We start from the raw sequence: 15,629 nt of genomic DNA, 5'->3' as shown, positions 1-15,629 counted from the left end.
AGTAGCTGGTTTATAGCAATCGAATTAAATTAAGCAGTTCTTAAAATATCTTATTATTATCTACTATATGACATATCAAGCTAAACGATACCCACTGCGTCTATTATTACTTTATCAATATTAAAGCTTGTGTGTTTAAACTGAGCATGTCCTACCAGTATTGTTATAATATCTGCTTTTTCTAGAGCTTCGCTTAGCTCAACCAAATCACCACTCTCAAGCTTAGAAGGAAGTGTAGTTATATTAGGTTCTACTAGAAGAACTCCCAACGCACTGTTATTTAATAATTTTTCGGCAATATTAACGGCCGGACTCTCACGTAGATCATCAATATCAGGTTTGAATGCCAAACCCAATAACGCTACTGTCGGCTTATCAATCCCTATCTCTTTTAACTTGTCCACCTCGGCTTTAATCTTTCCAATGACCCAATCAGGTTTACTGTCATTGATTTCACGAGCAGCACGGATAATTTTTGCCTCATTTGGGTTCTGATTAACTATGAACCATGGATCCACCGCGATACAGTGGCCACCTACTCCAGCACCAGGTTGCAAGATGTTGACGCGTGGATGGTGATTGGCTAGCTCGATCAACTCCCAGACATTGATATCTAACTTATCAGAGATAATAGACAACTCATTAGCGAAAGCAATACTCACATCACGAGAGGCGTTTTCAGTAAGTTTTGCCATTTCAGCAGTGCGAGAGTTAGTCTCTAATAGCTCTCCCTCTACAAAGATACGATATACTTCTTGCGCTTTTTTTGTCGATTCTTTGGTCATACCACCGATAATGCGATCGTTTGAGATCAACTCTTCTACGACCTTGCCTGGCAGTACACGCTCGGGGCAATAAGCAACAAAGATATCGGCTTCATTTTCAGGCTCATGATACTTAGGAAAAGTAAGATCAGAGCGCTCTTCAGCGAGCCATTCGACCATTTTCTCAGTGGCACCCACTGGTGATGTTGACTCTAGAATTACCACGTCACCTTTTTCTAACAGAGGGGCTAATGCTTTACTAACAGCATGAATATAGGATAAATCAGGCTCATGATCATTACCTTTAAAAGGTGTAGGAACTGCAATGAGATAAGCATCTGAATGTACGGGAGTGAGACTAGCCTTAAGCTTACCATTATCTACTGCTTGCTTCACGATAGCTTCTAAACCTGGCTCAACAATGTGGATTTTGCCTTGATTAATAGTATCAACAGCATGCTGATTAACGTCTACACCGATGACGTTTGCCCCATGATGAGCAAACATTGCCGCTGTTGGTAAACCAATATAGCCCAAACCGAACACACAAATATTTTTCATTTTTCTCTCACCTAACTTATATTTATTTTGAAGAATCTGCTTCATTAAAAAAGCTAACAATAGTTTTAGCAATACGTTCTGACGCTTGGCCATCACCGTATGGGTTATGTGCCTCACTCATTTTTAGGTATAAAGCTTCATTTTCAATAAGATTGCTAACTTCAGCCACAATAGTAGCGTGATGAGTACCAACTAGTTTAACAGTTCCTGCTTCAACTGCCTCTTGACGCTCAGTCGTTTCACGCATTACTAGAACTGGAATACCGAGCGAAGGTGCTTCTTCTTGAATACCACCAGAGTCGGTTAAGATGATATGACTCGTGCTCATCAAATAAACGAATGGTAGGTAATCCTGTGGTTGAATCAGCTTAACGTTATCAAGACCATGTAGTAAGCGTTCGACTGGCTCTTTTACATTGGGATTCAAATGTACAGGATAAACAAATTCGTAATCTGGGTACTTTTGTGCTAGCTCTTGAATTGCTTGGCAGATTGATTCAAAACCATCACCGAAGTTTTCACGACGATGCCCAGTAATCAATACTCGGCGCTTAGTAAAATCCAGTTCAGAAAACTGCTGCTGTAAATCTTTCTTGAGAAACTCGCTAGTTTCTAATTTATGTTTGACGCCTAATAGCGCATCGACGACTGTGTTACCAGTGACATAAATAAATTCAGGGTTGTTATGTTCGTCATATAGATGCTGAGCAGCTGCTTTAGTCGGTGCAAAGTGCAGTTTAGTAATAATACTGGTTAGTTGTCTATTGGCCTCTTCTGGCCATGGAGAATAGATGTTATAAGTCCGCAATCCAGACTCTACATGACCAATAGGAATCTGCTGATAAAAAGCAGCTTGGGCACCACACAATGTGGTCGATGTATCACCATGAACTAATACTAAATCTGGCTGACACTCTTCGAGAATAGGTTCAAGAGCAAGTAGCATTCTTGAACTGGCTTGAGTTAAGCTTTGGCCCGACTTCATAATATCTAAGTCATAATCAGGTGTAATCTCAAATAACGACAATACTTGATCAAGCATTTCACGGTGTTGAGCTGTTACGCAAACTAATGACTTGATATGAGGGTTAGCTTCTAAAGCTTTAACCACTGGTGCCATTTTAATGGCTTCAGGACGTGTGCCAAATATACTTAGTACTTTTATCATAGATGTATTCTTTTTTAACAAGGATATATAATATTGTAACGATCTTATGTTACAAAAAAAGACACCCCATTGTAGGGGTGCCTTCTTAACATTTCAACATGGTTTTAGTAGTCACATTACAGAATTAATTCTGAATTACCAACCAGTAACTTCTTTTAGCTTTTCGCCAAGCTTAGATGGGTCACGTGTATACGCGATACCAGCATCTTCAAACGCTTTGAACTTCTCTTCAGCAGTACCTTGACCACCAGAGATAATAGCGCCAGCATGACCCATACGCTTGCCTTCTGGAGCGGTAACACCAGCGATATAGCCAACAACTGGCTTAGTCACATGATCTTTGATATAAGCAGCTGCTTCTTCTTCAGCAGTACCACCGATCTCACCGATTAGGATGATAGCTTCAGTTTGTGGATCAGCTTCGAACAATTTCAATGCGTCAATCTGGTTCATACCAGGGATAGGATCACCACCGATACCGATACAAGTTGACTGACCAAAACCAAGCTTAGTAGTCTGGGCTACTGCTTCATAAGTCAATGTACCAGAGCGTGAGATGATACCCACTTTACCCGGCAGATGGATATGACCTGGCATGATACCGATTTTGCACTGGCCTGGAGTGATAACGCCTGGGCAGTTAGGACCAACTAAACGCACGTCGCCCGCTTCTTCAAGATAGCGTTTGGCTTTTAGCATATCGATAGTCGGTACGCCTTCAGTGATCACAACGATCAATTTAACGCCAGCATCGATTGCTTCAACGATAGAATCTAGTACGAATGGTGCTGGTACATAGATAACAGAAGCGTCCGCTTGAGTCGCTTCCATGGCTTCTGCCATTGTATTGAATACTGGTAAGCCTAGATGCGTTTGACCGCCTTTACCTGGCGTTACGCCGCCGACGACTTTAGTACCGTATTCGATCGCTTGCTCAGAGTGGAACGTACCATTTTTACCAGTGAAACCTTGTACCAATACTTTGGTATCTTTATCGATTAATACACTCATTATTTATTCCTTGTATTCGGTTGTCTTGTAATAGCTACCTGATGATGTGTTAACCATTAAATATTAATGATAAATGTATACCAACAAGCTGCTATTACACGTTGACTACTATGCTTAAACGCTTATATTTAAAAGACTATGCCTCAAATATATTAAGCTTTAACAGCGTCGACAATTTTCTGAGCCGCATCTGCTAAGCCTTGGGCTGTCGTCAGCTTAAGACCAGACTCTTCTAGAATTTGTAAGCCTTTTTCAGCGTTATTACCTTCTAGGCGTACAACGACAGGTACTTGTACATCGACTTCTTTAACAGCAGCGATAATGGCTTCTGCAATCATGTCACAACGTACGATACCACCGAAGATGTTGATTAGAACACCTTCAACGCTGCTGTCTTCAAGAATGATCTTGAATGCTTCAACAACGCGATCTTTAGTTGCACCGCCGCCAACGTCCAAGAAGTTAGCAGGCTTGCCACCATACAATTTGATGATATCCATCGTTGCCATTGCAAGACCAGCACCGTTAACCATACAACCGATATTACCTTCTAGGGCAACATAGTTTAGATCAAACTCAGCAGCTTTAAGCTCACGCTCGTTTTCTTGAGTTTTGTCTTGTAGTGCTGCAATTTTAGGCAGACGATATAGTGCATTCGAATCGATACCGATTTTGCCATCAACACAAACGATTTCGCCATTTTCACGAACAGCTAATGGGTTGATTTCCATTAAGGCAAAGTCGTTTTCAACAAATGCTTTATAAGCGCCAGTCATTAATTTAACGAACTGATTGATTTGCTTGCCTTCTAGGCCAAGTTTGAACGCAACATCGCGCGCTTGGAAAGGCATTAGACCAACTAAAGGATCAACATGTACTTTAAAGATTTTTTCTGGCGTCTCGTTTGCTACTTCTTCGATATCAACACCACCTTCGGTTGATGCCATGAAAGTCACACGACGAGTCGCACGATCAACGACTGCACCAAGATATAGCTCAGTTTGTACTGGATACATGTCTTCTGCAACCAATACGAAGTTAACTGGTTGACCATCAGCGTCAGTTTGGAAAGTAACTAAATTGGTGCCGATAAGCTCTTCAGTAACTTGCTTGGCTTCTTCACGAGTTTTAACCAGCTTTACACCGCCCGCTTTACCGCGACCACCAGCATGTACTTGCGCTTTAATAACCGCAATGTCAGTTGGTGTTTTATCAAAAGCAGCAGCAGCTTCGTCGCCACTATAGGCGATGATGCCTTCTTGAATTGGCAAACCGTAGCTTTTTAATAGCTCTTTTGCTTGATACTCATGTAAATTCATTGATTGTATCCTTTATTTTTTACAATTAATAAAAAGTGAAATCAAGTGCGCCCATGCATATATTAATCATACGTCTGACGCACTCATGATCGTGGCTATCGCCAAAATAGCGATACCACAATCAGGTTGTAAATCGATAATAATTAAACGAGCAACTGCTTATTTCTTGCGTTTTTTGCGCTGGATAGCGTGGATAGCACGGCCATCTGCAGATAGTGCCGCTTCGTGCACCGCTTCTGACATCGTTGGATGCGCAAACGTCATCAACTGCAAGTCTTCGATACTAGAGACAAATTCCATCGCAATCATACCTTGATGGACGATATCACCAGCACCAGCAGCGATAGCATGCATACCTAGTAGGCGATCTGTCTTAGCATCAGCCACTACTTTGATAGAGCCTTCTGCTTCGCTTTGAGCTAGTGCACGACCGTTGGCAGCCAAGTTAAATGAACCTGTCTTGACTTCATAGCCAGCTGCTTCAGCTTCTTGCTCAGTTAAGCCTACCCATGCAATTTCTGGGTGAGTATAAATGACATTGATGATGGTGTCATAGTTAACTTGAGCTTTTTCGCCATGAATACGTTCCACAGCCATCATGCCCTCTTCCATCGCTTTGTGCGCAAGCATAGGACCACGGACTAAATCGCCGATGGCATAAACGCCATCAAGATTGGTTTTGCACTGATCGTTCACGTCGATAAGACCACGTTCGGTCAATTGAATGCCACTGTCATCGCCAAGTAATTTTTCAGAATAAGCACGGCGACCAACACAAACAATTAGTTTGTCAAAGCTCTCTTCGCTCGACTCACCTTTGTTTTCGCTAGTGACGACCACTTGATCATCTTTAACTTCAGCATTGGTTACTTTGGTATCGACACGGATATCAAGGCCTTGCTTTTTCAGCATTTTGCCAGCTTCTTTCGAGATGTCTTTGTCAGCGGCTGCTAAGAAACTAGGAAGCGCTTCATAGACCACAACCTCAGCACCTAGACGACGCCATACTGAACCAAGCTCAAGACCGATAACACCAGCACCAATAACGCCTAAACGTTTAGGGACTGAAGTGAAATCAAGCGCGCCAGTAGAATCAACGATACGATCGCCGTCAGTTTTAGCAACTGGGATGTCGATAGGCACTGAACCTGCCGCCAAAATCACATTCTTAGCGGTAATAGTGCTTTCTGCTTCGTCTTCTAAAGCGACAAATTTAACTTGTTTATCAGCGCCTTTGCCGTCAACCAACGTGCCCCAGCCTTGTAGCCAGTCAACGCCATTACCTTTCAATAATGCCGCAACACCACCAGTTAATTGCTTAACGATGCCTTCTTTGCGTTCTATCATTTTTTCGATATCAATAGCGACATCGCCGGTGCTGATACCATGCTCATCAAGATCGTGCTTGGTCGCTTCATAACGATGCGAGCTATCAAGCAGTGCTTTTGATGGGATACAACCAACGTTTAAGCAAGTACCGCCAAGTGCTGGCTCACCTTTATAAACACGTTTTTCGATACAAGCAACGCTCATACCAAGCTGTCCTGCACGGATAGCTGCTTCGTAACCACCAGGACCGCCGCCGATAACGACTAGATCATAACTGTCTTTCATAGTACGTTCCTATTTCTATTTTATTTATCATTTATGCTATTGTTTATTTTATTAAGAGATAAACGATGTTTCTCGCTGCTAGTTAATACACTATATCAACGCCACACATTTATTTATCAAAAAACGCTAATAAAATATAGCTGCTGACGTTGCTACTCGAAACGGTAGCATCATTAAAAAACTATTTATACCACGCTACCAAAGTTAAAAAGCTTGTATCAGCGGTTGCCAATACAAGCTTAGAAGCTTATAGGTCTAAGAGGAGCATGGTTGGATCTTCGACCAACTCTTTGAGAGTAACTAAGAACTGTACCGCTTCTTTACCATCGATCATACGATGGTCGTAAGATAGTGCAAGATACATCATTGGCAAGATTTTAACTTCACCATTAACTGCCATAGGGCGGTCATTGATGGCATGCATACCCAAGATAGCGGTTTGTGGCGGGTTCAAGATAGGCGTTGACATGAGTGAACCGAATACGCCACCGTTTGAGATAGTGAAAGTACCACCAGTCATGTCATCTAGACCAAGCTTGCCTTTTTGAGCCAAGCCACCAAGTTCACGGATACGGCTTTCGACATCTGCCATGCTCATGCGATCGGTATCACGTAATACAGGAACAACTAGACCACGGTCTGATGATACAGCTACACCGATATCATAAAAACCATGATAAACAATGTCGTCGCCATCCAGTGATGCATTCACTGCTGGAAAACGTTTTAGCGCTTCAGTCGCTGCTTTGACGAATAACGACATAAAGCCTAGACGAACGCCATGACGCTTTTCAAACTGGTCTTTATATTTGGTACGCATGTCCATTAACGGTTTCATGTTAACTTCGTTGAACGTCGTCAGCATCGCAGTTTCTTGCGTCGCTGATAATAAACGCTCAGCAACACGCTTACGAAGGCGTGTCATTGGCACACGTTTTTCGGTGCGCTCACCAGCTGATTCAGCTACTGGACGACCGCTATCAGACTTAATAGAGCTGTCTGCTTTTAGCGTTGGGCTTGCCATATCAGTCTTGGTTACACGACCACCACGACCACTACCTTCGACATCTTTAGGATCGACGCCGCTCTCTTTTGCCGCTTTACGGACTGCTGGGCTTTGATCTTTATGATCAGCTTCTTCTTTCTTATCTGTTACTTGTACTGGCTCGCCGCCATCTGCCGCTTGCTTTGCTTGTACTGGAGCAGCTGGCTGATCTGGATTCACGGAAGGAGCATCACCGTCATTACTGTCGTCTGCACCAGCGCCACTTGCGCCCGCTTCAAACTCTGCAATTAACTCATCAGACAATACAGTATCATCAACTTGCTTAACGATTTTGGTTACCACACCATCATCAGGTGCCACAACTTCTAATACAACTTTGTCAGTTTCAATTTCGGCCAATAGGTCATCACGGTTTACTTGTTGGCCTTCAGTGACATGCCATTCAACGATTGTGCCATCGGCAACCGATTCTGGAAAAACGGGGGCTTTGATCTCAGCCATCGATATACTCCTTAGATTTGGATATTGCTATTTATTATTAAGTCGTGATAGGCAGTCAGTACCGATCTAAAGTATTTACACCATACTGACTGTCATCGCCTGATTCATTTGTCTTATCTAGTCTGTTACTTTGACAACCTGCTACTTAGACAATTCGTCCACACTAATACCAAGACCGCCAGCGATTAATGCTTGTTGCTGTTGTACGTGTAATTTCGCAGAACCTGTCGCAGGGGCAGCACTAGGAGGACGTGCTACTGGCTCCATGACTTTTGCCTTGGTTGGATGTGGTACCACAATACGGAACATACTCGGTGCCAAGTAATACCAAGCGCCCTGATTAAGCGGTTCTTCTTGCGTCCAAACGATTTCTTTTAGGTTGCTGTATTTTTCAATTTCAGCAATCAACCGTTCTTCTGGCAATGGATAAAGTTGTTCGATACGGATGATGGCGACATGGTCAAGACCGAGCGCGCGGCGTTGTTCTAGCAAGTCATAATAAACCTTACCACCACATAGCACCATCCGAGTCACGTTGTCTGCGTTGTGCTCATCCATCTCTGGCAATACAGTCTCAAATTTACCATTGGCCAGCTCTTCGAGATTTGACGTAGCCAACTTATGACGCAATAGGCTTTTTGGTGACATGACGATCAATGGCTTACGAATCGGACGCACTGCTTGACGACGTAGGGCATGATAAATTTGCGCAGGCGTCGTTGGCGTAATGACCTGCATATTGTCTTCAGCACATAACTGTAAGAAGCGCTCAAGACGCGCCGATGAATGCTCAGGGCCTTGACCTTCGAAACCATGTGGTAACAACATAGTCAGACCGCACACACGCTGCCATTTGGTTTCGCCACTCGAGATGAACTGATCGATGACGACTTGCGCACCGTTGACGAAGTCACCAAACTGCGCTTCCCAAACGATCAATGCGTTTGGTACGGTCGTTGCATAACCATACTCAAAGGCCAATACGGCTTCTTCTGATAACAATGAGTTATAGGTGGCAAAACGCGCTTGTGTTTCGCTCATATGAGCCAGTGGCACATACATACTGCCATCATCGATATTGTAAATTTCACTGTGACGGTGAGCGAAAGTACCGCGGCCCACATCTTCACCAGTAATACGAACCAATACTTTATCGTTATCGACTAAAGATGCGTATGCCAATGTCTCAGCAGCACCCCAGTTAAGAGGCTCTTCGCCAGTTTGCATAGCCAAACGCTGATCAACGACTTTTTGAACTTGGCGCTGAAGCTTATAGCCTTCTGGCATTTCAGCCATACGACGTCCGTAACCTTTTAGGATTTCGATATCGACACTGGTATCCCAGTCATCAACCAAATCATGTCCTAGATAAGGTTTCCAGTCTACAAATAGCTGTTCGTTAGGTTCTTGAACCAGTGAGTTGGCAACATAATCACCACGGTCTAAAGACTCACGATACTCATCTTCGTATTGCTTTTCTTGTTCAGCATTCAAGATACCATCTGCAATAAGCTTCTGTGCATAAATAGTACGAGTCGTCGGCAGTTTCTTAATAACGGCATACATCAAAGGCTGAGTGGCAGAAGGTTCATCTGCTTCGTTGTGACCGTTACGACGATAGCAGAAAAGATCAATGATGATATCTTTATCAAATTGATGACGATAGTCTAATGCCAATTGTGCGGCAAACACGACCGATTCAGGATCATCACCATTCACGTGTAAAATAGGTGCATGTACCATTTTTGCCACGTCAGTACAGTATTCAGTTGAACGAACATCTTCTTGACGACTGGTCGTAAAACCAACTTGGTTATTGATCACAATATGTACCGTACCACCAGTGGTATAAGCACGAGTTTGTGACATTTGGAACGTTTCTTGAACCACGCCTTGACCAGCAAAAGCAGCATCACCATGGATGACGATTGGCAAGACTGAGTTACCGCCTTTATTGTCTAAAAGAGGTTGGTCATTACGACGAACCTGACGGGCACGTACTGACCCTTGCAATACTGGCGCAACGATTTCAAGGTGTGACGGGTTAAAAGCCAAAGCCAAATGCGCTTCGCCACCTGGCGTCATCACATTAGATGAGAAACCATTGTGGTACTTAACGTCGCCTGAGCCTTTTTCTGGCTGAACTTTACCATCGAACTCGTCGAACAAATCAGCAGGTTTTTTACCTAAGATATTCACCAATAAGTTCAAGCGCCCACGATGCGCCATACCGATAACCATCTCTTTGGTGCCATAACCGCCAGCACGTTGGATGATTTCATTGATAGCAGGGATAAAGCTCTCGCCACCCTCTAGACCGAAACGCTTGACGCCCGTATATTTACGCGCCAAATATTTCTCTAAGCCTTCGGCAGCGGTTAAACGCTCAAGGATAGAGAGTCGTTTGTCTTTATCAAACTCAATGTAACCCAGATTGCTTTCGAGATATTTTTCCATCCAGCGCTTTTCTGTACTGGTGGTAACGTGCATATATTCGATACCGATATAACGACTATAAACACGTTCCATGATTTCAATAATTTCACGTAACGGTGCTTCGTCCTTACCAATATTCAAATCATTGGTGGGATATATGGTGTCTAGATCGGCTTCTGAAAGATTGTGATACTCAAGCGTCAAATCTTCCACTTCAGCGCGTGGGTGCAGATCTAATGGATCAAGTTTTGCGCGGCGATGACCACGGCGACGATAAGCAGAAATCAGCTGCTGTACGCCCATTTGCTTAGGGTCGGCACAGTCAGCTGCATTGCTAGTCGTTGTGGTTGCAGGAGTGCCCTTGTTCGCCGTTTGATTGCGAGCAAGTAACAAAAACTGGTCTTTAATAGCATTATGCTGAGCATCGTTTGGCGATTTGTATTGTTCGAAATACGCTTGCCAATCCGTATCAACACTAGTAGGGTCAGTCAGGTATTGCTCATAAAGCACTTCGATATAGTTGGCATTATCAGCGGCCAGTTCAGTATGTTCTACGTCTGCGGCTTCTTTAGTTATACTATTCATAATAATCGTCTATTTGATAGATAAATGAATGGAATCGTGCTTATTATTGTGTCGTTCGTTGTACATTTGATATTTTGACTTTTGAGCTTAAACAGTAATAAGATTTGCTATTGCTGATAACTAATAATTGCTGATGACTAATATAAGGCATCGTTGTTCCTACTGTGATAAGTAGCGTTCATCATTATCGATAAAAAATATGTCAAGTAATAATGATGGCGCTACTACAATACTCAGCTCAAACAATAGCCATCTGATAAAATTATTTGTGAACGTCCAGTTTTCTTGTCTGACTCGTTTCACAACATTAATTTATATATACTGCTATCAGCTATAACCAATTTATTAATGATAATACCTTTTGCAAATACCCTATCGTTCAGCTAGCCTATGAATTGGCTATTTTCGCTGAAATGTCTTCTTATGAAGGATATTTATTGTCATTTTTGACAAACATACATTGCTGTATAGCTTAGCATGCATGCCTTGCACGACATAGTTTGTTTGCTCAATAGTAGGTATTTACATAATGAATATCTATTATAAACCTCTTACTCCGTGCATTTCTACTGCTAATTATATAGACAGTTCGTTTACATAACAGGACTTCTTACATACCACCAACGTATTGTTAATACTGGCTTACTTTTGACCAGCGATTTAACGCGTTTTAGCCAAATGCGCCTCTCCAAATAGTAAACAGAAATACCTCTTCTATCTCCTACCCATACGCAAATCTAGCTAATAAAAAACACCGCCTAATACTGAGACGGTGTTTCATTATGATATGTACATAAACTAAGCAGCGCTTAACTCGTTTAACCTGCTTGGTCTATCAGCATGTTACGTAGATGACCGATTGCTTTGGTAGGGTTCAAACCTTTTGGACACACTGAAACGCAGTTCATGATACCGCGGCAACGGAATAGGCTGAACGGATCATCCAAACGTGCCAAACGTGCTTGCGTATCACCATCACGGCTATCAGCGACGAAGCGATAAGCATGTAATAGTGCAGATGGACCTAAGAATTTATCAGGGTTCCACCAAAACGATGGGCAGCTGGTTGAGCAGCACGCACATAGAATACATTCGTACAGACCGTTTAGCTTTTCGCGTTGCTCAGGTGACTGCAAACGCTCTGTTGGCGGTGCTGGCTGATCGTTGATTAAGTACGGGTGTACTTTTTCATACTGCTCGTAGAATTGGTTCATATCGACGACCAAATCACGAACCACAGGTAAACCTGGCAACGGACGAACAGTAATTTTTTCGGGTAGCGTGTTCATGTTGATAAGACAGGCTAGACCATTTTTGCCATTGATATTCATGCCATCAGAGCCACAAATGCCTTCACGGCAAGAGCGACGGAAGGTGATGGTTTCATCTTCCTTTTTCAGGCGTAGTAACACGTCAAGCAACATACGATCTGAGTCTAACAACTCAACTGTATAGGTTTGCATACGTGGCGCTGCGTCCAGATCAGGATCGTAGCGATAGATTTCGATGGTGCGAGTACCTCGGCTCATAATGCTAAACTCCACACGTAGGTGATGGCGGGCGTACAAAGGTTGCAACATATCAGCGCTAGATAGAGTATTTTTATCACAGCGCTGGCATGAGCATGTAGCTGGCGGTCACCTTTTTAATAAATTAATAAGGGATAAAACGTTAACGCTGTTCATATAGACCAGCGGCGCAGTCAAAAATTAATAGACGCGAACTTTTGGCTCGATATAATCAACGGTCAATGGCACTTTGCGTACTGGCTTATAAACGATTTTATTGCCTTCAGAATACCACAAGGTATGCTTCATCCAATCATGATCGTTACGACCATTTGGTGCATAGTCATCATCTTCTGGACGATCGTAGTCAGACACACTGTGGGCGCCGCGACTTTCATGACGCATCGCTGCTGATATCATTGTCGCTTTAGCCACTTCATATAGATTAGCCACTTCGAAAGCTTCGATACGGGCCGTGTTGAAGACTTGTGATTTATCAGCCAAATGAATCTGGTCGATTTTGTCGCCTAGCGCTAAAATTTTCTCAACGCCTTCGTCCATCATCGCTTGCGTACGGAATACACTGGCATGTGTCTGCATGGTCGAACGAATTTCGTCCGCAACGTCTTGAGCATTATAGCCTTCAGTCGATTGTTGCAGTTTGTCTAAACGCTTCACTGTAAAATCAAGGACACGTGGATCAAGTGGTTTATAGTTGTGATCGGCATGATGGAACTCATCAACGATATGCTTACCTGCCGCACGACCAAATACCAATAGATCAAGTAGTGAGTTCGTACCTAGACGGTTGGCACCGTGAACACTGACACAAGCACATTCGCCAATAGCGTAAAGACCTTTAACGACAGTGCCTTTCGTGTATAGACCTTCTTCATCCGTACCCGCTTCTAGATCAGGAGTGATTACTTGACCATGAATCGTAGTTGGAATACCGCCCATCATATAATGAATGGTTGGGATAACTGGAATCGGCTCTTTAGTGATGTCAACGTTGGCAAAGTTTTTACCAATCTCAAATACTGATGGCAAACGCTTCATGATGGTTTCAACACCTAGATGCGTCATATCCATAACGATATGGTCCGCATTAGGGCCACAACCACGGCCTTCTTTGATTTCTTGATCCATAGAACGTGATACTAAATCACGTGGTGCCAAGTCTTTCACAGTTGGCGCATAACGCTCCATGAATGCTTCACCATCTTTATTACGTAAGATAGCGCCTTCACCACGACAACCTTCGGTCAATAGTACGCCTGCACCATGAACACCTGTTGGGTGGAACTGCCAGAATTCCATGTCTTGTAATGGAATTCCAGCACGGACCGCCATGCCAATACCGTCACCAGTATTGATATAAGCGTTGGTAGATGCGGCAAAGATACGGCCTGCACCACCTGTCGCTAGGACAGTAATCGGTGACTGAAATACCGCAACAGTACCCGTCTCTTGCTCAAGTGCGATAACGCCATTGATGTTGCCGGCTTCATCTTTGATCAAGTCAAGGGCAATCCACTCGATAAAGAACTCAGTGCCTTGCTCTAGGTTTTTTTGATATAGCGTGTGCAATAGTGCGTGACCTGTACGGTCAGCAGCGGCGCAAGCACGTTGTACCGCTTTTTCACCATAGTTTGATGTATGACCACCAAACGGACGCTGATAAATCGTGCCATCTTCGTTACGGTCAAACGGCATGCCCATGTGCTCAAGCTCATAGACGACTTTTGGCGCTTCACGGCACATATATTCGATAGCGTCTTGATCACCTAACCAATCTGACCCTTTAACGGTATCATAAAAGTGAAAATGCCAGTTATCATTGCTCATGTTACCCAAACTTGCACCGATACCACCTTGAGCAGCAACCGTGTGCGAACGCGTTGGGAATACTTTGGTCAGGACTGCAACCTTCATGCCCGCTTCTGCCAAATGTAGTGAAGCACGCATACCTGAGCCACCACCACCAACGATAACTGCATCGTAGTTTAGGGTCTTAATATTACTAATGGTATTATCTTGTCTAGTTGCCATTACGGTTTTCCTAATGCCTGTTAATGCTTAGAAGTAAATAAAAAGGCTGTCTCAAAATCATCCTATTGCTGGACAAAACACTGTATTGTCTCGCCTCTACTTGAAATTATCAAAGTGGATGACGCTAACAACCTTTAGCCACCTAATTTGCATATCTATCTTTATATTGGGTTCGCTCACTGACTAAACCATAGCGCACCTATTATATAAGTGACTGACTAAGTCAGTAATATCCAACGCTATGATTGGCTATAGTTAAACGGCAACAACACCGAAACCAGTACCCCAAAAAATCATGATGCCCCAAAATAAAAATACTAAAATAGCAATAATCATCAATGACTGTAGCACTAAGCGTAGACCTGCTGCGCTTGAGCCTAGTTTGCCAGTGGTAATATAATCAGTGAACACGGTCCACATACCAACCCAAGCATGGCCAGCTAGTGCAAGTACCGCCACTAAGCTAAATAAGCGCATAGGCAGACTGGTCATGAATGATGACCATTCAAGATAAGTAACGTCGCCGTGCGTCAAAAAGAAGCCCAGCAATACCACACTATAAACAGCTAAAACGACAGCGCTAATACGCTGGATAATCCAATCGCGTGAGCCTGAACCGGTCAGACCAGTCGCACTTTTGATTCCTGAATCATTTTTAATCATTAGAACATCACCCATACAAATGACGCGACAATTAGAATCGCTGCAATCACAAAACTAACCATAGACGCAGTGCGGCCAGATTTTAGTTCTTCATTCATGCCCATATCAGCAAATAAGTGCTTGATACCCATCACAAAGTGATAAGCAATCGCCGCAACGAATATCCATGCTAAAAAGCGCACAAGTACGTTGTCAAATACGGTCTCAAAACTCTCAGGCGACGCCAATGAGTTCTGTAGTAACCACAGCATGACAGGAATCAATAAAAATAGAATAATGCCAGAGATACGATGCAAGATTGAGGCGATCGCAATCGGTGAGCGATTAACGCTAATCACTTGGCTTAAAGGCAGATCAATAGGTCGGTTGCTTTTCACAGCGGGCATCCTTTTTGCGGTTATACTCCTGTATCTGCTAACAACCACTGCTTGATATAAATAG

General features: G+C 43.3%; 11 protein-coding genes. All 11 read right to left on the bottom strand.

Going from position 1 to position 15,629, the window contains the following annotated elements:
• Window positions 1–80: 80 nt before the first annotated feature.
• Window positions 81–1,325, bottom strand: a complete 1,245-nt coding sequence (wecC, locus tag ACMFL8_RS00680; RefSeq protein ID WP_413189801.1) for a UDP-N-acetyl-D-mannosamine dehydrogenase — start codon at window positions 1,323–1,325, stop codon at window positions 81–83.
• 22 nt (window positions 1,326–1,347) lie between these two features.
• Window positions 1,348–2,493 (bottom strand): non-hydrolyzing UDP-N-acetylglucosamine 2-epimerase, encoded by a 1,146-nt coding sequence (wecB, locus tag ACMFL8_RS00675; protein ID WP_413189800.1) that lies wholly within the window; start codon window positions 2,491–2,493, stop codon window positions 1,348–1,350.
• Between the two features lie 135 nt (window positions 2,494–2,628).
• On the bottom strand, window positions 2,629–3,504 hold the full coding sequence (gene sucD, locus ACMFL8_RS00670) for a succinate--CoA ligase subunit alpha (RefSeq protein WP_201589362.1): 876 nt from the start codon (window positions 3,502–3,504) through the stop codon (window positions 2,629–2,631).
• 152 nt (window positions 3,505–3,656) lie between these two features.
• A complete protein-coding gene (gene sucC, locus ACMFL8_RS00665; RefSeq protein WP_110922030.1) occupies window positions 3,657–4,823 on the bottom strand; it encodes an ADP-forming succinate--CoA ligase subunit beta in 1,167 nt (388 codons plus the stop codon).
• 159 nt (window positions 4,824–4,982) lie between these two features.
• Entirely contained in the window at window positions 4,983–6,437 is a 1,455-nt protein-coding gene (gene lpdA / locus ACMFL8_RS00660; protein ID WP_413189799.1) for a dihydrolipoyl dehydrogenase, read from the bottom strand.
• A 247-nt stretch (window positions 6,438–6,684) separates the two neighbouring features.
• Window positions 6,685–7,944, bottom strand: coding sequence for a 2-oxoglutarate dehydrogenase complex dihydrolipoyllysine-residue succinyltransferase (gene odhB / locus ACMFL8_RS00655; RefSeq protein WP_210540907.1), 1,260 nt, complete (start codon window positions 7,942–7,944; stop codon window positions 6,685–6,687).
• A 141-nt stretch (window positions 7,945–8,085) separates the two neighbouring features.
• Complete coding sequence (locus ACMFL8_RS00650) at window positions 8,086–10,965, bottom strand: 2-oxoglutarate dehydrogenase E1 component (protein ID WP_413189798.1); 2,880 nt, start codon at window positions 10,963–10,965, stop codon at window positions 8,086–8,088.
• A gap of 818 nt (window positions 10,966–11,783) precedes the next feature.
• The gene (locus ACMFL8_RS00645) at window positions 11,784–12,494 is read right to left on the bottom strand and encodes a succinate dehydrogenase iron-sulfur subunit (RefSeq protein WP_010200796.1); all 711 of its coding nucleotides are present in this window, start codon (window positions 12,492–12,494) and stop codon (window positions 11,784–11,786) included.
• 180 nt (window positions 12,495–12,674) lie between these two features.
• On the bottom strand, window positions 12,675–14,525 hold the full coding sequence (gene sdhA, locus ACMFL8_RS00640; RefSeq protein WP_189583538.1) for a succinate dehydrogenase flavoprotein subunit: 1,851 nt from the start codon (window positions 14,523–14,525) through the stop codon (window positions 12,675–12,677).
• A gap of 255 nt (window positions 14,526–14,780) precedes the next feature.
• The gene (sdhD, locus tag ACMFL8_RS00635; RefSeq protein WP_227500963.1) at window positions 14,781–15,167 is read right to left on the bottom strand and encodes a succinate dehydrogenase, hydrophobic membrane anchor protein; all 387 of its coding nucleotides are present in this window, start codon (window positions 15,165–15,167) and stop codon (window positions 14,781–14,783) included.
• Between the two features lie 20 nt (window positions 15,168–15,187).
• A complete protein-coding gene (sdhC, locus tag ACMFL8_RS00630; protein WP_010200793.1) occupies window positions 15,188–15,574 on the bottom strand; it encodes a succinate dehydrogenase, cytochrome b556 subunit in 387 nt (128 codons plus the stop codon).
• Window positions 15,575–15,629 lie beyond the last annotated feature (55 nt).

It is taken from the genome of Psychrobacter sp. AT9 (assembly GCF_047272965.1).
Lineage (GTDB): Bacteria > Pseudomonadota > Gammaproteobacteria > Pseudomonadales > Moraxellaceae > Psychrobacter > Psychrobacter glaciei.
Note: the sequence above shows the minus strand (reverse complement) of the source record. Positions and strands in the feature narration are given on the sequence as shown.